The 18,991-nt window shown below is 40.4% G+C and carries 20 protein-coding genes; all 20 read left to right on the top strand.

The window, feature by feature from the left end; translation table 11 throughout:
• Window positions 1-21: 21 nt before the first annotated feature.
• The gene (gene fliM / locus Q8G36_RS05735; RefSeq protein ID WP_305159407.1) at window positions 22-1,020 is read left to right on the top strand and encodes a flagellar motor switch protein FliM; all 999 of its coding nucleotides are present in this window, start codon (window positions 22-24) and stop codon (window positions 1,018-1,020) included.
• Entirely contained in the window at window positions 1,010-2,224 is a 1,215-nt protein-coding gene (gene fliY, locus Q8G36_RS05730; protein WP_305159408.1) for a flagellar motor switch phosphatase FliY, read from the top strand. Before fliM ends, fliY begins: the two co-directional genes overlap by 11 nt.
• A 17-nt stretch (window positions 2,225-2,241) precedes the next feature.
• A complete protein-coding gene (locus Q8G36_RS05725; protein ID WP_305159409.1) occupies window positions 2,242-2,604 on the top strand; it encodes a response regulator in 363 nt (120 codons plus the stop codon).
• Window positions 2,605-2,619: 15 nt separating this feature from the next.
• Window positions 2,620-3,279, top strand: a complete 660-nt coding sequence (locus Q8G36_RS05720; RefSeq protein WP_305159410.1) for a flagellar biosynthetic protein FliO — start codon at window positions 2,620-2,622, stop codon at window positions 3,277-3,279.
• Window positions 3,272-3,937, top strand: coding sequence for a flagellar type III secretion system pore protein FliP (fliP, locus tag Q8G36_RS05715; RefSeq protein WP_305159411.1), 666 nt, complete (start codon window positions 3,272-3,274; stop codon window positions 3,935-3,937). The genes Q8G36_RS05720 and fliP overlap by 8 nt, the downstream gene beginning before the upstream one ends.
• Window positions 3,938-3,954: 17 nt before the next feature.
• Window positions 3,955-4,224 carry a flagellar biosynthesis protein FliQ gene (fliQ, locus tag Q8G36_RS05710; protein WP_076366504.1) on the top strand — a complete coding sequence of 90 codons (270 nt, stop codon included), beginning with the start codon at window positions 3,955-3,957 and terminating at the stop codon, window positions 4,222-4,224.
• A 3-nt stretch (window positions 4,225-4,227) separates the two neighbouring features.
• Window positions 4,228-5,004 (top strand): flagellar biosynthetic protein FliR, encoded by a 777-nt coding sequence (gene fliR / locus Q8G36_RS05705; RefSeq protein ID WP_305159412.1) that lies wholly within the window; start codon window positions 4,228-4,230, stop codon window positions 5,002-5,004.
• A 1-nt stretch (window position 5,005) separates the two neighbouring features.
• Window positions 5,006-6,088, top strand: coding sequence for a flagellar biosynthesis protein FlhB (gene flhB, locus Q8G36_RS05700; protein ID WP_305159413.1), 1,083 nt, complete (start codon window positions 5,006-5,008; stop codon window positions 6,086-6,088).
• A gap of 40 nt (window positions 6,089-6,128) precedes the next feature.
• Window positions 6,129-8,165, top strand: a complete 2,037-nt coding sequence (flhA, locus tag Q8G36_RS05695; RefSeq protein WP_305159414.1) for a flagellar biosynthesis protein FlhA — start codon at window positions 6,129-6,131, stop codon at window positions 8,163-8,165.
• A complete protein-coding gene (flhF, locus tag Q8G36_RS05690; protein WP_305159415.1) occupies window positions 8,162-9,319 on the top strand; it encodes a flagellar biosynthesis protein FlhF in 1,158 nt (385 codons plus the stop codon). The genes flhA and flhF overlap by 4 nt, the downstream gene beginning before the upstream one ends.
• On the top strand, window positions 9,303-10,169 hold the full coding sequence (locus tag Q8G36_RS05685; RefSeq protein WP_305159416.1) for a MinD/ParA family protein: 867 nt from the start codon (window positions 9,303-9,305) through the stop codon (window positions 10,167-10,169). The genes flhF and Q8G36_RS05685 overlap by 17 nt, the downstream gene beginning before the upstream one ends.
• A 10-nt stretch (window positions 10,170-10,179) precedes the next feature.
• Window positions 10,180-11,277, top strand: coding sequence for a protein-glutamate methylesterase/protein-glutamine glutaminase (locus Q8G36_RS05680; RefSeq protein WP_305159417.1), 1,098 nt, complete (start codon window positions 10,180-10,182; stop codon window positions 11,275-11,277).
• A 21-nt stretch (window positions 11,278-11,298) separates the two neighbouring features.
• Window positions 11,299-13,344 carry a chemotaxis protein CheA gene (locus tag Q8G36_RS05675; protein WP_305159418.1) on the top strand — a complete coding sequence of 682 codons (2,046 nt, stop codon included), beginning with the start codon at window positions 11,299-11,301 and terminating at the stop codon, window positions 13,342-13,344.
• A gap of 103 nt (window positions 13,345-13,447) precedes the next feature.
• Complete coding sequence (locus Q8G36_RS05670) at window positions 13,448-13,903, top strand: chemotaxis protein CheW (protein ID WP_305159419.1); 456 nt, start codon at window positions 13,448-13,450, stop codon at window positions 13,901-13,903.
• A 4-nt stretch (window positions 13,904-13,907) separates the two neighbouring features.
• Window positions 13,908-14,546, top strand: coding sequence for a chemotaxis protein CheC (locus tag Q8G36_RS05665; protein WP_305159420.1), 639 nt, complete (start codon window positions 13,908-13,910; stop codon window positions 14,544-14,546).
• A complete protein-coding gene (locus Q8G36_RS05660; RefSeq protein WP_305159421.1) occupies window positions 14,539-15,042 on the top strand; it encodes a chemotaxis protein CheD in 504 nt (167 codons plus the stop codon). Before Q8G36_RS05665 ends, Q8G36_RS05660 begins: the two co-directional genes overlap by 8 nt.
• A 123-nt stretch (window positions 15,043-15,165) precedes the next feature.
• Window positions 15,166-15,930, top strand: coding sequence for a FliA/WhiG family RNA polymerase sigma factor (locus tag Q8G36_RS05655; RefSeq protein ID WP_305159422.1), 765 nt, complete (start codon window positions 15,166-15,168; stop codon window positions 15,928-15,930).
• Window positions 15,931-16,192: 262 nt separating this feature from the next.
• A complete protein-coding gene (locus Q8G36_RS05650) occupies window positions 16,193-16,831 on the top strand; it encodes a DUF6115 domain-containing protein (RefSeq protein ID WP_305159423.1) in 639 nt (212 codons plus the stop codon).
• A gap of 154 nt (window positions 16,832-16,985) precedes the next feature.
• The gene (rpsB, locus tag Q8G36_RS05645; RefSeq protein WP_053345349.1) at window positions 16,986-17,699 is read left to right on the top strand and encodes a 30S ribosomal protein S2; all 714 of its coding nucleotides are present in this window, start codon (window positions 16,986-16,988) and stop codon (window positions 17,697-17,699) included.
• Window positions 17,700-18,006: 307 nt separating this feature from the next.
• Window positions 18,007-18,891, top strand: coding sequence for a translation elongation factor Ts (gene tsf / locus Q8G36_RS05640; RefSeq protein WP_305159424.1), 885 nt, complete (start codon window positions 18,007-18,009; stop codon window positions 18,889-18,891).
• Window positions 18,892-18,991: the final 100 nt, after the last annotated feature.

Genomic DNA, 18,991 nt, shown 5'->3' with positions numbered 1-18,991 from the left:
GAGCTTTGGAGGTGAGTGTTAATGACCGGGGAAATATTATCGCAAAATGAAATCGATGCTTTGTTATCGGCCATTTCCACAGGTGAAATGGATGCAGATGATTTGAAAAAAGAAGAAGTGGAAAAAAGAGTGAAAGTTTACGACTTTAAAAGAGCGCTTCGGTTTTCAAAGGATCAAATCCGGAGTTTGACTAGGATACACGAGAACTTTGCAAGGTTGCTGACCACATACTTTTCTGCTCAGCTTAGAACATATGTCCAAATATCCGTTGCTTCGGCAGATCAAATACCATACGAAGAGTTTATCAGATCGATTCCGAAAATGACCATCATCAATGTTTTTGAGGTACCGCCCTTGGATGGCCGAATCATTCTTGAGGTCAACCCGAATATCGCCTATTCCATGATGGATCGTGTTTTGGGCGGGCGGGGCATAAGCGTGAATAAGGTAAAGAGTTTAACGGAAATAGAAACGAAAATCATGTCGAATTTATTCGAGAAGGCTTTTGAAAATTTACAGGAGGCTTGGGGAACGATTGTTGAAATCGAACCGGTGATGACAGAGTTCGAGGTGAATCCACAATTTCTACAACTGGTTTCGCCCAACGATACCGTTGTGGTCATTTCCTTGAATACACAAATCGGCGAAACGAGCGGAATGATTAATGTTTGCATTCCTCACGTCGTATTGGAACCGATCATACCAAAGTTATCTGCACATTATTGGATGGAAAATTCCCAAAAGGAAAAAATCCCAGAGGAAATCAAGATTTTGGAAAAATGTATCCGAAACGCAGATCTTCCCATTATTTCCGAACTTGGTTCTACGGATATCACCATCCAGGATTTTTTGCTGCTTGATGTTGGCGATGTCATCGATTTAAATAAGGCAATCGATGAACCTTTGACGATTACAATTGGAGGAATCCCAAAATACAGTGGGCAGCCAGGAAAAGTAGGAAAAAAACATGCTATCCAGATTCTTGATATTTTGAAAGGGGGAGACGAAGATGGTAAGTGATGAAATGCTTTCACAAGACGAGATAGATGCCCTTTTAAAAGGTACAAGTGATATAGAAGATGAGGTGATCCCTCTCTCGATTGACGATTATTTATCTATGATGGAACTGGACGCCCTCGGTGAAATTGGTAATATCTCCTTCGGAAGTTCGGCCACTGCCCTATCCACTTTGTTGAATCAGAAAGTGGATATCACCACCCCTACGGTTACTTTAATTGAAAGGGGACAGATCGCGGAAGAATTCCCGCATCCGTATGTAGCGATTCAAGTGCAATATACAGAAGGTTTTTCAGGTATAAATATGCTGGTAATCAAGCAGAGCGATGCTGCTATCATTGCAGATTTGATGCTTGGCGGAGATGGGGAGAATCCTTCTGGCCTGCTTGGAGAAATTCAATTGAGTGCTGTCCAAGAAGCCATGAACCAAATGATGGGTTCTGCTGCGACATCCATGTCGACCATTTTCAGAAAAAAAGTGGATATTTCTCCACCTAGCATAGATTTACTTAACTTTTTAAATGGTGAAGGTGAAAATGCGATACCGGACGAGGATTTATTTGCAAAAATCTCGTTCCGCCTCCGTGTTGGCAATTTAATTGATTCCAGTATTATGCAATTGTTGCCATTAGAGTTTGCTAAAGGGTTAGTTTCTGGATTATTAAATGGGACGAGCGAAAGCGAACCTACCGATATGAAAACGCAAAAAGTACTAAGTGATCCAGTAACAAACATTCCAACTCAGGAGCCAGCACCATTCCAGGACCGGTCTGATCGATCGGCAAATGAAACGTATGGACAAGGCGAACACCAAACCCAACCTACGAACCAAATACCGAATGTACCACAACATTTTGGAGTTTCATCCGTACCAACAGGACAGCCGGTAAATGTTCAGCCTGCCAGTTTCACTAGTTTTCAGCCTTATCAGCTTCAGGAGTCTGAAACGAAAAATCTCAGCATGCTGATGGATATCCCTTTGCAAGTAACTGTGGAGCTTGGAAGAACGAAACGCTCCGTCAAGGATATTTTGGAGCTGTCCTCCGGATCGATCATCGAATTGGATAAATTAGCAGGAGAGCCAGTGGATATCCTGGTAAACAGCCGCTTGATAGCAAAAGGTGAGGTAGTGGTGATTGATGAAAACTTTGGAGTGCGTGTTACGGATATCATGAGTCAAAGTGACCGATTAAATAAAATAAGATAATTTGGGGGACGAAAATAATGGCTAATAGAATATTAATTGTGGACGATGCAGCATTTATGAGAATGATGATAAAGGATATCCTTTCTAAAAATGGTTTTGAAATAGTCGGGGAAGCTGCAGATGGCGCCCAAGCAGTGGATAAATATAAAGAAAACCTTCCGGATCTTGTAACGATGGATATTACCATGCCCGAAATGGATGGAATTACAGCATTAAAGGAAATTAAAAAGGTGAATCCTCAAGCTAAGGTCATTATGTGTTCAGCGATGGGGCAGCAAGCCATGGTCATTGATGCAATCCAGGCGGGTGCAAAAGACTTTATCGTGAAGCCATTCCAGGCTGACCGGGTATTGGAAGCCATAAATAAAGCATTAAGTTAAGAGGGTGTCTTCATATTGTTTTTAATTAAAAAATGGCTACAGGTCTCACTGATGATAGCAGTATTCTTCTCTGGGGCCATACAGGCCCATGCGGAAGATCTTGAAAAAACAGTGAAGGATATTTATCAACAGCCAGATGATTTAATGGTGGATAAAGATGAATCAAAAGACTCGATATCTACCAAACAGGCTTCGAACCCTGACAAAGTGGGGATAACCTTTTGGGAGTTTCTGAGGATGATATTTGCTACTATTTTTGTAGTGGCACTTCTATATATCCTATTGAAGTTCATCAATAAAAAAAGTAAATCGTATCAAAAGGCGAATTCAGTGGAGAATTTAGGCGGTACGGGCCTTGGTGCAAATCGTTCTGTCCAGCTTGTTAAAGTAGGCGGGCGAATATTGGTGATCGGGGTTGGCGAAAATATTCAGCTCTTGAAAGAAATAGATGATCCCGAGGAGTATGAACAGCTTTTGAAAGATTACAACGATAAGATCGATCAAATGATCCAGCCTGGGGAACTTGCAATGAAGTTGAAAAATAAGTGGTTGAAGAAAAACGGATCCGAAACGGCTAGTTTCTCTGCAGAGTTCAAAAATCAACTTGATCAAATGTCTGATAGCAGGAAAAAGCTGTTTAAGGAGCTTGGTAGGAAAGGAAGAGACAATGAATGAGTTCATGGAGTTTTTTAATAACAGTGATCCCACTAATGTCTCTACTTCCGTCAAACTTGTTCTTCTAATGACTGTCTTATCGCTGGCTCCAAGCATATTGATCTTGATGACCTGTTTTACAAGAATCATCATTGTCCTGAGCTTTGTGAGAACATCGCTAGCTACCCAGCAGATGCCGCCTAATCAGGTGTTGGTCGGCCTGGCACTTTTCATGACATTCTTCATAATGGCACCGACTTTTCAGGAAGTGAATGAAAAGGCATTAACCCCGTTATTTAATGAAGAGATAGATTTAGAAGAGGCATATGTACAGGCCTCGATACCATTTAAGGAATTCATGAGTGGCCATACAAGGCAAAAGGATCTGGCGTTATTCTTGGAGTATGCCAAGGTGGATAAGCCGGAAACGATACAGGACATACCCTTGACTGCCTTTGTACCAGCTTTTGCTATCAGTGAAATCAAAACGGCTTTTCAAATAGGTTTTATGATTTTCATTCCATTTTTGGTTATTGATATGGTCGTTGCAAGTGTCCTGATGTCGATGGGGATGATGATGTTGCCGCCAGTCATGATTTCCCTGCCATTTAAAATCCTCCTTTTCATTCTTGTTGACGGATGGTATTTAGTAGTGAAGTCTTTATTACAGAGTTTTTAGGCAGGTGAGCAAAAAAAATGAGTGCGGAGTTTGTTATTGATATAGCAGAAAAAGGAATTTATATGGTATTGATTATCGCTGGCCCATTGATGGTAATCGCTCTTATTGTAGGACTGTTAGTAAGCATCTTTCAGGCGACTACACAGATTCAGGAACAAACCTTGGCATTTGTTCCAAAAATCGTCGCAGTCTTACTGGGACTCATTTTATTGGCTCCATGGATGCTGAGCCACCTATTATCCTATGCAAATGAAATATTCGGTAACCTGAATCGATTTGTAGGGTAGGGCATGGAGGAATTATTTCCGCACTTTCCCGCCTTTTTATTAATGGTGGTCCGGGTCACTACGTTTTTCGTGGCCATGCCGATTTTTTCGTACCGATCAATACCGGTACAACATCGGGTAGGGCTTGGGATCTTCCTTGCCTGGATTATGTACTACACCATCAATGCTCCGGTTCTGGAATTGGATGTCACATTTTATTTATTGATCATGAAGGAAGCGCTGGTTGGGCTTTTTATCGGGTTTGCAGCTTATATGATTTTATCGGCCGTACAAATCGCTGGCGGATTGATTGATTTTCAAATGGGTTTTTCAATTGCCAATGTCATCGATCCCCAAACGGGGGCACAAAGCCCGTTGATGGGACAATACCTTTATACAATCGCTTTATTATTCCTATTGAGTACTAACGGCCATCATTTGCTTTTGGATGGAATTTTTTATAGTTATCAGTTCATCCCGATTGACCAATTATTTGTACCATTCGGAGATCATACACTGATAGAATATTTGGCCAAAGCTTTCAGTAAAGCTTTCATGATTGCTTTTCAAATGTCCATACCTGTAGTGGGAAGTATATTTTTAGTGGATGTCACGCTAGGGATCCTTGCCAGGACAGTCCCTCAATTAAATGTGTTCGTTGTCGGAATTCCAGTGAAAATCATTGCCGGCTTAGCGGTTATCATACTGATAATGGGGATGATGATGACGGTTGTAACCCAACTCTTCAATTTTTTGCTTTTGACTATGCGTCAACTAATGCAGTTGATTGGAGGCGTTTGATATGGAGAGTTTTCAGCTGGATTTACAATTTTTCGCTGGTGAGAAGACCGAAAAAGCGACTCCAAAAAAACGTCAGGATTCGAAGAAAAAAGGTCAGGTGGCAAAGAGTCAGGATGTAAATACCTCTGTGAATTTAATTGCAGTGTTTTCAGTGCTATTGCTTATGGGACCATACATGTATAATCATCTGCTCGGTCTCATGAAAGAATACCTGCAACATTTTACCTTGACTGGATTCAGCGAGGAGAATATGCAAATTATCATGATTGAGGTTTTAAAGGAGATGGGCCTTATCCTAGGACCCGTTTTCGCAGCAGCGATAGTGGCTGGGATATTGGCTAATGTCATGCAAATCGGGTTTTTGTTTTCGACTGAATCCATTCAGTTCAAACTTGATAAATTGGATCCCATTAAAGGATTCAAACGAATTTTTTCAATGAGGGCCATTGTTGAATTATTGAAATCCATTCTTAAAATATCATTTGTTGGTTTTGTTGCCTTTTATGTACTATGGCAGCGCATGGACGAGATTATGATTTTATCTCAGGTTTCTGTGGAAGAAGCCATGGCAACATTGGCGGATATTACGATTAAAGTAGGGTTTTATGCTGCCTTGGCTTTATTGTTCATTGCTCTATTAGACTATTTGTACCAAAAATATGACTTTGAAAAAAATATCCGGATGTCCAAACAGGATATTAAGGATGAGTATAAAAATTCCGAAGGGGACCCGCTCATCAAAACCAAGATAAAGCAAAAGCAAAGGCAGATGGCCGCTCAAAGAATGATGCAGGAAATTCCCAATGCGGATGTCGTCATCACTAACCCGACGCATTTTGCTATTGCTTTAAAATATGATGAAGAAAAAGCTGAGGCTCCGTATGTAGTGGCAAAGGGCGTTGATTTTGTCGCTCAGAAAATTAAATTCATCGCTAAAGAAAACGATGTGATCATGGTGGAAAATCGGCCTTTGTCCAGATCTTTATATGATCAAGCTGAATTAGGCCAGGCGATACCTGAAGAGTTCTTTAAGGCGGTCGCTGAAATACTGGCCTTTGTATATAAAACCAAAGGTAAACTGTAAAGAAGCAATAGGGTAACCCGCTAGTTAGGAGAGAAAAAACATGCGAGCAAGAGATTTAGTTGTTATATCAAGCGTCATCATGATCGTTGCCATGTTGGTCATTCCATTGCCAACATGGTTGTTAAGTATTTTACTCCTTTTAAATATCTCTCTTGCGCTGCTGGTTCTATTGACTACGATGAATATGAAAGAACCTCTCGAATTTTCAATCTTTCCTTCCTTGCTCCTTTTACTGACATTGTTCAGGCTGGGGTTGAATGTTTCGACGACTCGTGCCATTTTGACATATGGTGATGCTGGAGGAGTTGTAGAAACCTTTGGGTCGTTTGTAGTCGGCGGTAACGTGCTTGTAGGATTGGTTGTATTCATCATTTTGGTCATCATCAATTTCATCGTCATCACGAAAGGTTCCGAACGGGTCTCGGAGGTAGCGGCAAGGTTTACGCTGGACGCGATGCCAGGGAAACAGATGGCCATTGATGCAGATTTAAATGCTGGGATGATCTCCGAAAACGAAGCACGTGCCAGAAGGGAAAAAATTAGTAACGAAGCAGACTTTTATGGATCCATGGATGGAGCGAGTAAGTTTGTTAAAGGGGACGCCATAGCGGGCATCATCATTGTCATCATTAACTTGATTTTCGGTATGATTATTGGCGTCATGCAATTGGACATGAGCTTTGGAGAAGCGGCCGTCCATTTTTCCATGCTATCGGTTGGTGACGGTATCGTGAGTCAGGTACCTGCTTTATTGATTTCTACAGCTACGGGAATAGTCGTAACCCGGGCAGCCTCGAATGGAAACCTCGGAGCGGATATTGTTGAACAGTTATTTCAATTCCCCAAAATGCTTTACCTAACAGCAGCAACCATTTTCCTTTTAGGGTTATTCACTCCCATTTCCGACTTATTCACCATTCCGATCGCTGCCTTATTAGTCGTTGGAGGGTATACAATTTCAAGGATACCAAAGCAGGATGAAAGTGAAATACAAGAAATGGAAGAAGTGCTGGAAAACGATGAAATGAAAAGTCCAGAAAGCGTCGTTAACCTTTTAAGTGTCGACCCGATCGAATTTGAGTTTGGATATGGATTGATTCCGCTTGCGGATGCCAATCAAGGGGGAGACCTACTGGACCGGGTCGTCATGATCCGCAGGCAGCTTGCAATTGAATTGGGGCTCGTGATCCCTGTTGTCAGAATACGCGATAACATTCAGTTGAATCCCAATGAGTATCGGCTGAAGATTAAAGGAAGTGTCATGGCAAAGGGAGAATTGCTCCTTAATCATTTCTTGGCCATGAGTCCGGGGATGGAGGATGATTCAATAGAAGGAATCGATACGATGGAACCGTCTTTCGGTTTACCGGCCAAGTGGATCACGGATGATATGAAAGAACATGCCGAAATGTTGGGTTATACAGTTGTGGACCCGCCAAGTGTTGTATCCACTCACTTGACGGAAGTCATAAAGGCCAATGCGCAGGAATTATTGGGCAGGCAGGAAACGAAACAATTGATCGATCATCTCCACGAAACGGCACCTATACTAGTGGAGGAAGTCACTCCAAATCCCTTGTCTATAGGAGATGTACAAAAGGTATTGGCAAAATTATTGAAGGAAAAAGTTTCAATAAGGAACTTACCGATCATTTTCGAAACACTTGCTGATTATGGCAAGTTATCGACTGACACAGATTTACTTACTGAATATGTAAGGCAGAATTTAGCCAGACAAATAACGAATTCTTTTATTTCGGATGAGAATAGAATAAAAGTCATAACATTATCGGGGAGAGTGGAAAAGACCATCACGGATGGTGTACAGCAAACCGAACATGGTAATTTTTTATCATTGGATCCAACCATATCGCAATCCATATTGGAGGCAATTGCAGCCAAATTGGAAGAGCTGACCCTAATGGATCACCAACCGATCTTACTCTGTTCTCCAGCAGTAAGGATGTATGCCCGGCAATTAACTGAACGGTATTTTCCTAATGTACCGATTCTTTCATACAATGAACTCGAATCTAATGTAGAAGTACAAAGTGTAGGGGTGGTGAATATCGATTGAAGGTAAAGAAATATTTGGCACCATCAATGAACGAGGCAATGAAGCGAATAAGGGAGGAACTAGGCTGCGATGCTGTAATCTTAAGTTCTAAGGCTGTATATACTGGTGGTTTCTTAGGATTATTCAAAAAGAGGAATATTGAAGTCATTGCAGCCATAGACCCCTTGTCCCAGCCTATCCGAACCGTAACCAAACAAAAACCGAAGAAGTTGCCATCAAAGCTGGAAATGGAAAGTCATGCCCCTGAACCTAATGAAGGCAAGAGGGAAAGTGCGGACTTATTAAAAGAAATCGAAGGTTTGAAAGATATGATAAAGAGTTTGCAAATCTATTCACCAGATAGAAAATATCCGGGGAAACTGCAGAAAATCCACGATTACCTAACCGAGCAGGATGTGGATATTTCACTTCGGTCCCAAATCATGGATGAACTACTTGAAAAATGGTTCGTTTTTAAACAACGATCCACTGATGAAGAGGTTCAAGTTTGGTTGGAAGAAGCCATGTTCGGGATTTTGGAAAAGGTCGAAAACGGAAAACCCGGGCTGGGAAAAAAGTATATTAATATTGTTGGCCCAACAGGTGTGGGAAAGACAACGACCTTGGCAAAAGTAGCTGCGGAAACCATGTTGAAGCATGATAAAAAGGTGGCTTTCATTACGACGGATACGTACAGGATTGCTGCAATAGATCAACTTAAGACATATGCCAAGATTTTAAACGTTCCCATTGAAGTCGCTTATAATTTGGAAGACTTCAAAAGGGCGGCTGAACGTTTTTCCCATTATGATTTTGTTTTTATTGATACGGCCGGAAGGAATTTCCGCAACCCGCAATATGTTAAGGATCTTAATGAAATCATCCATTTTACAGATGAGATGGAAACCTATTTAGTGTTGTCATTGACTTCTAAGCAAAAGGATATGGAAGATATTTATCGACAGTTTGCTACCATGCCGATTAAACAGGTCATTTTTACAAAAGCGGACGAGACTTCCACTTTCGGCCCGATATTCAATTTTATGCACACTCATAAATTAGGAGCCGCCTATATAACAGATGGACAGAATGTGCCGGACGATATTGAAATAGCTACATCATCACAGCTATTGAATATGGCTTTTGGGGCTAAAAAATATGAAAGATCAAGCTGAGAATTTACGAAGAAGATTGGAAGCCCGCCAAAATCAATCAATGGCCAAAACGATTGCCGTTTTAAGCGGTAAAGGTGGAGTGGGAAAATCAAACTTTTCTTTGAATTTTTCCATTGCCTTATCCCAAAGAGGCAAAAAAGTACTGTTGTTCGACATGGATATCGGTATGGGGAATATTGATATTTTGATCGGGAAACACTCTCCCTGCAGTATTATTGATTTTTTTGAAAAAGATTGTAGTTTGAAGGATATCATCATGGCAGGACCGGGAAAAATTTCAATCATTACTGGTGGAACAGGGTTGACGAATCTCTTTTCACTTGATGAAGGTAAGTATACCCGGTTTAATGAAGAATTCAGTTTATTGTTGGCGAATTACGATTATATCTTATTTGATATGGGTGCAGGCATCACTCCGGATTCCATGAAATTCCTGTTATGTGTGGATGAATTAGTCGTTATCACGACGCCTGAACCTACTTCTATCATGGATGCATATTCCGCAATGAAATATATCCATTCTGTAAATAAAGAGATTCCATTGTTCCTAGTTGGCAATCGGGTTTTCACGAGTAAGGACGGCAAAGAAACGATTAAGCGGCTCCAAAATGCACTAGTGAAATTTTTGGGAATGGAAACTGTAGCTCTAGGGTACTTGCCAGATGATAGAACCGTACCCAAATCTGTTACCAAACAAATGCCCTTTCTCCTTTTCGATTCTGAAGCCGATGTATCCAAAGCCATTATGGACATTGCTTCGAGATATGCAAATCATTCATTTGGGGAAGAATTGACTTTGCAAAAAAGCCATTTCCTCCAAAATATGAAGAGATATTTTTTTGGAAAGTAGGTCTCCTTATATGGGTAAAGTAAAAGTGCTGATAGTGGACGATTCTGCGTTTATGAGAAAGTTAATTTCAGAGTTTTTAGCAGAAGATAGCAGGGTGGAAGTCATCGGGACTGCCAGGAATGGAAGGGATGCCATATACAAAATAAAGGCTTTAAAACCCGATGTCGTGACTTTGGATGTGGAAATGCCGATTATGGACGGATTGGAAGCATTAAAATGGATCATAAATGAATGTCCAACTGCTGTAGTCATGTTATCAAGCACAACGAAAAAAGGAACGGAAAATACATTTGCCGCCATGAACAGTGGAGCCTTTGACTTTGTGGCTAAACCTTCGGGTGCCATTTCATTGGATTTACATAAAATCAAGAAAGAACTCCATGAAAAAGTTATGGCTGCCAGCAAGACAAATGTTCACAAACTAGAAAAAAATGCGAAATATATTGAAAGAAGCCCATCCGTTTGGGGAAAATATAGTAAAATAGATTCAAAGGAATCGTCAGAAACGGAAAAAAATCAAAAAAAATGGTCCTTTGGGTACAAAAAGATAATAGTCATCGGTACATCAACAGGGGGCCCGAGAGCTTTGCAGACCGTCTTGACAGGACTACCTAAAGAAATTGATGCTCCCATACTCATTGTCCAGCATATGCCCCCCGGTTTCACAAAATCCTTGGCAATACGCCTGAATTCATTATGCAAGATTAAAGTGAAGGAAGCTGAAGAGGGAGAACTGATTCAAAAAGGTGTCGCCTACATCGCACCTGGAGGTTTTCACTTGAAAGTAAGGAAAGTCGGAATGAGCTGGGCAATCCTTTTGGATCAATCCGAAGTTCGTAATGGACATCGCCCGTCGGTTGATGTGCTATTTGAATCGGTAAGTGAAATGAATGATTTTGCGAAAATAGCCGTTATCATGACTGGGATGGGGATGGACGGGTCGATGGGGCTTACCAAGCTTAAAAAAAAGGGGCCTTTAAAAGCGATAGCCGAATCACAGGAGACATCCATCGTTTTTGGTATGCCTAAGGCGGCAATCAATACCAAGTCAATAGATAGCATAGAGGATGTTGAAAAAATAGCTAAAGCGATAATAGGCTATTGTTAACACGTGGAGGTGTGAGATTGTATGGATATGAATCAATATTTAGAGATATTTATAGAAGAAAGTAAAGAACATCTTCAAACGTGCAGCGAACAGTTGCTGGTACTCGAAAAGAACCCGGAAGACCTCTCGATCGTAAACGAAATCTTTCGTTCCGCCCATACCTTAAAAGGGATGTCGGCAACTATGGGCTATGAGGATCTAGCCAATTTAACTCATAAAATGGAGAATGTGTTGGATGCGATCCGAAACAGTCAAATCGTTCTTTCGCCTGAATTGTTTGACGTGATATTTTTAGCGGTTGATGATTTAGAAGCGATGGTCACGTCCATTGCTGAAGGTGGAGATGGAAGAAGAAATGTGAAGGGGGTTGTCGATCTGCTGGAAATGATTGAAAAAGGGGAGTCTCCCGTTTCTTCCACCATTGCAGAGATTTCAGCAGCTTCTGCCGTCCTTGTAAAGGAGGAAATGACTGTTGGAGAATACGATGAATTTGAATGGACAGTACTTCAGCAGTCCAAAGATCAAGGCTTCAACAGCTTCGAAATTTCGATAGGTTTGCGTGAGGACTGTCTTTTAAAAGCTGCCCGGGTGTTTATGGTTTTCGAGGTGCTTGAAAATTCAGGTGAAGTAATTAAGTCACACCCACCCGTCGAACTTTTGGAAGAAGAGCAATTCGATCAGCGATTTACAATCACGATGGTAACAACAGAATCGAGTGATGAGATAAAGAAAAAAATCATGAAGGTTTCCGAAGTGGATCAAGTTGTAGTAAATGCACTTGATCTTGAAGGCATGCGGCATGCAGCCAAGTCTAAAGAGGCTAAAGTCATGGAAATTCCAAAACAAGAGACAAATAATGCCGTGCTTCCAACCGATAATGGTGATAAGAAAAAACAGGCACCCGTTAAGCCGGCATCAAGCAAGACCATTCGGGTGAACATTGAGCGGCTTGATATATTAATGAACTTATTCGAGGAACTAGTAATCGATAGAGGCAGACTTGACCAAATTTCCAGTGATTTGGATAATCAAGAATTGCATGAAACAGTAGAAAGAATGTCCCGTATAACAAGTGATTTACAAACAATTGTATTGAATATGCGGATGGTGCCTGTGGAAACTGTATTCAATCGTTTTCCAAAAATGGTTCGTCAATTGGCAAGGGATTTAAACAAGAAAGTCAATTTGGAAATCAACGGTGCCGAAACGGAACTTGATCGTACAGTCATTGATGAAATCGGTGATCCTCTCGTCCATTTAATAAGAAACGCCATGGATCATGGAATTGAAACACCTGAAGAACGTTTGGAGAAAGGAAAGAATGAAGAAGGTAAAATCCTGTTAAAAGCATATCACAGCGGTAATCATGTTTTCATTGAAATCGAGGATGACGGCACAGGCATCAATAAAGATCGAGTCTTGAACAAGGCGCTATCCAATGGGATATTAACTAAGGAAACTGCCGCCACCCTAACAGATAAGCAAATCTATGAATTGATATTCGCTTCTGGTTTCTCAACAGCGGAAACCATTTCAGATGTATCGGGACGCGGTGTGGGGCTGGATGTGGTTAAAAATACCATTGAGTCCCTCGGTGGATCTGTCACGATCGATTCCAAAGAGAATGAAGGTTCCATCTTCCTTATTCAGCTTCCGCTTACATTGTCCATTATTTCTGTCATGCTGGTTGCAATCCAAAACGAAAAATATGCCATACCGCTTTCTTCCATTATAGAAACAGCAATCATAAAAAAAGCAGATATCATGAATGCCCATAATCAACAAGTTATTGACTTCAGGGGGAAGGTTCTACCGCTTCTGTTCTTGAAAGATATATTTGAAGTGCCTATCAGTCAGGAAGAAGAAGAGTCCCTCTCTGTGGTCATTGTAAGAAAAGGTGACAAATTAGCAGGATTAGTCGTTGATTCATTTATCGGGCAGCTGGAAATCGTTCTGAAATCACTAGGTAATTATTTAACTAGTGCATTTGCAATATCGGGGGCAACGATACTTGGTGATGGTCAAGTTGCTTTAATCATAGATTGCAACACATTGATTCTTGAATGATAGATAAATGGGGCAGGGTAATGGGACGTTGGTTCGACCGTGTCGATTCAGGTTTCATCAAGACTTCACAATCATCATGTGTTTTTTTAAAGGAGGGGAATAGATGTCGGAGGATATGAAAGTAATCGTATTTCAAATTAAGGATAAAGAATATGCAATTCCAGTGGATAAGGTAAATGGTATCGAAAAGCTTCTGCATATTACCAGAGTTCCAAAGGCTGTGAAATTTGTTAAGGGAGTCATAAATTTAAGGGGGGTAATCACTCCGATTATTGATTTACGGGTTCGTTTTGGTTTCGAAGAGGTGGATTACGATGAATCAACAAGGATTATCATCGTCATTCTGGATGATATGGAAGTTGGGTTAATAGTGGACTCTGCCAATGATGTTTTGGATATTCCAGTGGAGAGTATCGAACCTCAGCCTGAAGTTGTGGGACATTTGGCTTCAGAATACATTAGCGGAGTGGCTAAAATTGAAAAGCGACTGTTCGTCCTGATTAATTTGGAGAAGGCCATAAGTCTAGAAATGACTGAAAATATGTTAAGAGAAGGATAATCATATGTCTTTCATTGAGAAAATCAACCCTTTTCAACTCGATATTTTGAAGGAAATCGGTAATATAGGTGCGGGTAACGCTGCAACTGCCCTTTCTGCCATCCTTAATAGGAAAATCGATATGAATGTTCCTAATGTCCGAATCGTTTCCTTTGATGAAATGATGGAAATGGCTGGCGGGGCCGAGCACGTCGTTGCCAGCGTTTTCCTTAGAATGGAAGGTGATGCTTCAGGGAGTATGTTTTTTATCCTTTCGCTACCTGTAGCTGAATACTTGATTCGTAAGATGACTGGTGATGAGACCTTTTTGATAGATTCAGCACCCTATACTGAATGGGCACTTTCTTGCCTTCAGGAATTTGGGAATATTTTATCGGGATCCTATCTCTCTTCCCTCTCTGATTTCACCCGATTGAATATCTATCCATCCGTTCCATCCTTGAGCATCGATATGGTAGGGGCAACGATCAGTTATGGATTATTGGAATTATCTCAAGTAAGTGACACAGCCATCGTCATTGATACTGTACTTGAAAAAGACCAGCTTTTTGCTGACTCCATTAATGGACATTTCTTTCTATTACCTGATCCCGAATTTTTTGATATCATTTTTTCCGCTTTAGGAGTGTCACCTAATGACTGAATTGTTAAAGGTCCAGGTTGTTAAAGTAGGAATAGCGGATATGAATATCATAAAACCTCCCTATACGATTCGTACTTCCGGGTTGGGGTCGTGTGTTGGTGTTGTGATTTATGATGAAAAAAAAGAAATTGCAGGTTTGGCCCATATCATGCTGCCTGACTCTTCACTCGCTAAATCGGGACAGATCAACGTTGCCAAATTTGCAGATACGGCAATAAAGGAATTAGTGCAGATCTTAGTAAAAGAAGGCGCAAGAATGCCATTTCTAAAAGCGAAGCTGGCTGGCGGCGCACAAATGTTTCAATTTGCTTCCGAAGGGGATTTAATGAGAATAGGCCCCCGGAATGTGGATGCTGTCCGTAAAGAGTTATCCGACTTGCGGATTAGAGTCGTTGCCGAAGATGTTGGCGGGAATAGCGGAAGAACGATTGAATTCAATTTAAATGATTGTTTGCTGAATATACGGACCGTTACAAAAGGGACTAAAAACATATAGGACCGGAATTGGCTTTTGAAAAGCCAAAAAGATGACAGGTACACTTGCAACCGAATTATTATTGCATCTATGGCTTTAGGGGCCGTTTTGGTACAAATCATAACAATGTTAGGAGGGTGTCCAATGTCTCATCTGACCATCGAAAATGAGCAGTTATGTTGGAAAAATTGGGTGAATTGCAGAGACCCGCTAGCCGGGGACATTTTGGTAAAGAAATACATACCTCTCGTATCGTATCATGTTCAACGTATTTCAGTAAGTCTTCCTAAAAATGTGAGCCGGGATGATATAAGGAGTTTAGGGATGATGGGGTTATTCGATGCCCTGGAACGTTTTGATACAAAGCGTGACCTGAAGTTTGACACGTATGCTTCATTTAGAATTCGTGGTGCTATTTTAGATGGATTAAGAAAAGAGGATTGGCTTCCACGGAGTGCTAGAGATAAAGCAAAGAAAATTGAATCTGCAATAGAAAAGCTGGAGCAGCAATACTTGAGGAACCTTTCGCCAAATGAGATTGCCGCTGAATTGAATATCCCGGAAGATGAAGTATATGCTGCATTAAATGAGAATTTCTTTGCCAACGTACTATCAATGGACGAAAATCCCCAAGAGGACGATAAAGAAAGCGCGAATTTTCATATTAAAGATGAAAAGGCGGATTTACCTGAGGAACATGTGTTAAGGGAAGAACAGTATGTGGAATTAGCCAAAGTCATAGAAACCCTTAATGAAAAAGAACAGTTGGTTTTACAGCTTTTTTATAAAGAAGAACTAACATTAACCGAAATCGGACAAGTGATGAGCCTATCTACGTCCCGGATATCCCAAATTCACTCGAAAACGATATTTAAATTAAGAAACACGATGCAAGATCAAAAGATTTAATCATGATATTTTGATTGAAGAAGGTTATGAAGTCTTGGAAGCATAAAGATCCCAATTGAACGAAGAAAGCCCCTATTTGTCAACTTGAAAGAATTCGTACGGGTATCCGCATCAATAAATGTCTCGAAATCACAGAATGTTCGAACTATATTTTGGCAAGAAAAGCATAGAGATAGTATTCAAGAAAAAAACAACAGTGAAAAAAGATCCCAATCCGTATTAAGGTAACAGGATTGGCTATTCCGGTTAGTTAGGAGGCAACATGTCAGTATTTTTTATATTTCTGTTGTTTGTATTAAACATATTCACCATTTTTGCCATCATCGTTTTATATCTTCGTCAAAATCGTTTAAGTAGGTTGGAAAAAGACCAAAAAGCCATCATTGGGGAAATGGAACAACTTTTGTCTGGTTATTTAATGGAGATGAAAGAGGACAACGAGACATTGGTAAAGGCATTCACCAATTCGGTGGCAATGAATCCCGAGCATGGACAAAAAGGACAAGAACATGGTTCAATCAAAGAAACAAAGGAAGATAAAGAAGAAAAACAAGAACAAAACATGCTGCTAGAGTATAAAGAGGGAAGCCGTGCCGCCGCTAAAATGCAGGCGATTAAAGCCTATAAAATAATGCCTGAAGAAAATGAGGCCAATGCTTTACCCGTAAAAGTCGAGGACAAATTGGAGCTTTCATCGGCTGCCACTTCCCCTCAAAACGAGGGGAAGCAGGCTGGCATGGAATTTCCGGACATGCTGCAGGCTTCGTTAAATGAACGGTCATTAAATGAAAAAGTGGATATGTTAGCGGATCAAGGGAACTCAGTAGAGGAAATCGCTAAAAAGTTAGGTCGCGGTCAAACGGAGATAGAGCTATTACTAAAGTTTCGCATGAATAGATAAAGTTATCTCTTGATTGTACAGAGCCATTATGATATATTATGAAATGGTGTTAATACACACGCCCCGTGATTCTTGCAGATGGTGCTGTTACGACAGTTTCTGTATGAAAATGATCGGTGCGGAGGAAAAACAAAACCATTTAGGAGGAACTAAAATGTCAGTCATTTCTATGAAACAATTGCTTGAAGCTGGTGTGCATTTCGGACACCAAACACGTCGCTGGAACCCGAAAATGAAGAAATATATCTTCACTGAGCGTAACGGCATCTACATCATCGACCTTCAAAAAACAGTTAAAAAGGTTGAAGAAGCTTATAACTTCGTGAAAGAACTAGCTGCTAACGGTGGTACTGTTCTTTTCGTCGGAACTAAAAAACAAGCTCAAGAATCTGTTAAAGAAGAAGCTATCCGTTCTGGTATGTACTATGTAAACCAACGTTGGTTAGGTGGAACTTTAACAAACTTTGAAACAATCCAAAAACGTATCACTCGTCTTAAAGATATCGAAAAAATGGAAGAAAACGGAACTTTCGAAGTCCTTCCTAAAAAAGAAGTTATCCAACTTAAAAAAGAATGGGATCGCTTAGAGAAATTCTTAGGCGGTATTAAAGATATGAAGACTCTTCCAGATGCGATCTTCGTTATCGACCCTCGCAAAGAGCGTATTGCTGTTGCGGAAGCACACAAATTACACATTCCACTTGTTGGTATCGTTGATACAAACTGTGATCCGGATGAAATCGATGTAGTTATTCCTGCGAATGACGATGCAATCCGTGCTGTTAAATTATTAACAGGTAAAATGGCAGATGCTATCTTAGAAGCTAAACAAGGCGAAGAAACAGCAACTGAAACAACTACTGCTTAATAAGTAAAAAAGGTTGCTTATTGTAAGAAAAAAAGGTGATAAGAGGATAATGCCTTTTATCCCTTTTTTTTGCACTAAATAAGCATACATAAAATCACTGTACGGAATGTCTTTTTTAAAAGGTATGGGCGATTTTTAAGGGATGGGAAATCATCAGCTAGTTTAGTTCCGTCATAATTGACTGAAAAAGTGAATGTTTTTTCAGAAATATTGTCAAGGCTTATTTTCTTTGATGTTAATAAGTATTTTTTGGCAATAATGGGTAAAGATTGAATAAACTGCATTTAATTTGAGGAGGATATATATTATGGCAATCACTGCACAATTAGTTAAAGAATTGCGTGAAAAAACTGGTGCCGGTATGATGGACTGTAAAAAGGCACTTGTACAAACAGAAGGCGATATGGAAAAGGCAATCGATTTCCTACGTGAAAAAGGAATTGCAAAAGCTGCTAATAAAGGCGACCGTATTGCAGCTGAAGGTTTAACTTCAATCGTTGTGGAAGGAAACCAAGCGGTTATTCTTGAAGTGAACTCAGAAACTGATTTCGTTGCTAAAAATGAAGGCTTCCAAACTCTTGTTAAAGAATTGGCTACATTCCTTCTTGCTAACAAACCTGAAAGCGTTGAAGCAGCTCTTGAGCAAACAATGGAAAATGGAGCAAAAGTTGCAGATCATATCAATGCTGCTGTTGCTAAAATCGGGGAAAAATTAACTCTTCGCCGTTTCCAAGTCGTTTCTAAAACAGATAACGACGCATTTGGTGCATACCTTCACATGGGTGGACGCATCAGCGTACTATCAGTTCTTGAAGGTACAACTGACGAAGAGGCAGCTAAAAGCGTTTCAATGCATATCGCTGCAATTAACCCTAAATATATCTCTCGCGACCAAGTGGATGCTAGCGAATTAGAACGCGAACGCGAAGTTCTTACGCAACAAGCGCTTAATGAAGGCAAACCTGAAAAAATCGTTGCGAAAATGGTTGAAGGACGTATCAATAAATTCTACGAAGAAATCTGTGTTAACGAACAAGCTTTCGTTAAAAACCCTGATCAAAAAGTGGGACAATTCGTTGAATCAAAAGGCGGAAAAATCCAATCATTCGTTCGTTATGAAGTAGGGGAAGGTCTTGAAAAACGTCAAGAAAACTTTGCTGAAGAAGTAATGAACCAAGTTAAAAAAGACTAATTGTCCGATAATAATAGGGAACACTCTGGTGTTCCCTATTTTTTGAAATGTCATGAATTTTTGGTAGTATTGCAAGAAAGCATGATGAACGAATGAAAAG

The organism is Peribacillus frigoritolerans, from assembly GCF_030676415.1.
In the GTDB taxonomy this organism is placed as follows: Bacteria; Bacillota; Bacilli; order Bacillales; family DSM-1321; genus Peribacillus; species Peribacillus frigoritolerans_A.
The sequence above is the reverse complement of the archived record's forward strand: the minus strand, read 5'-3'. Positions and strand labels throughout refer to the sequence as shown.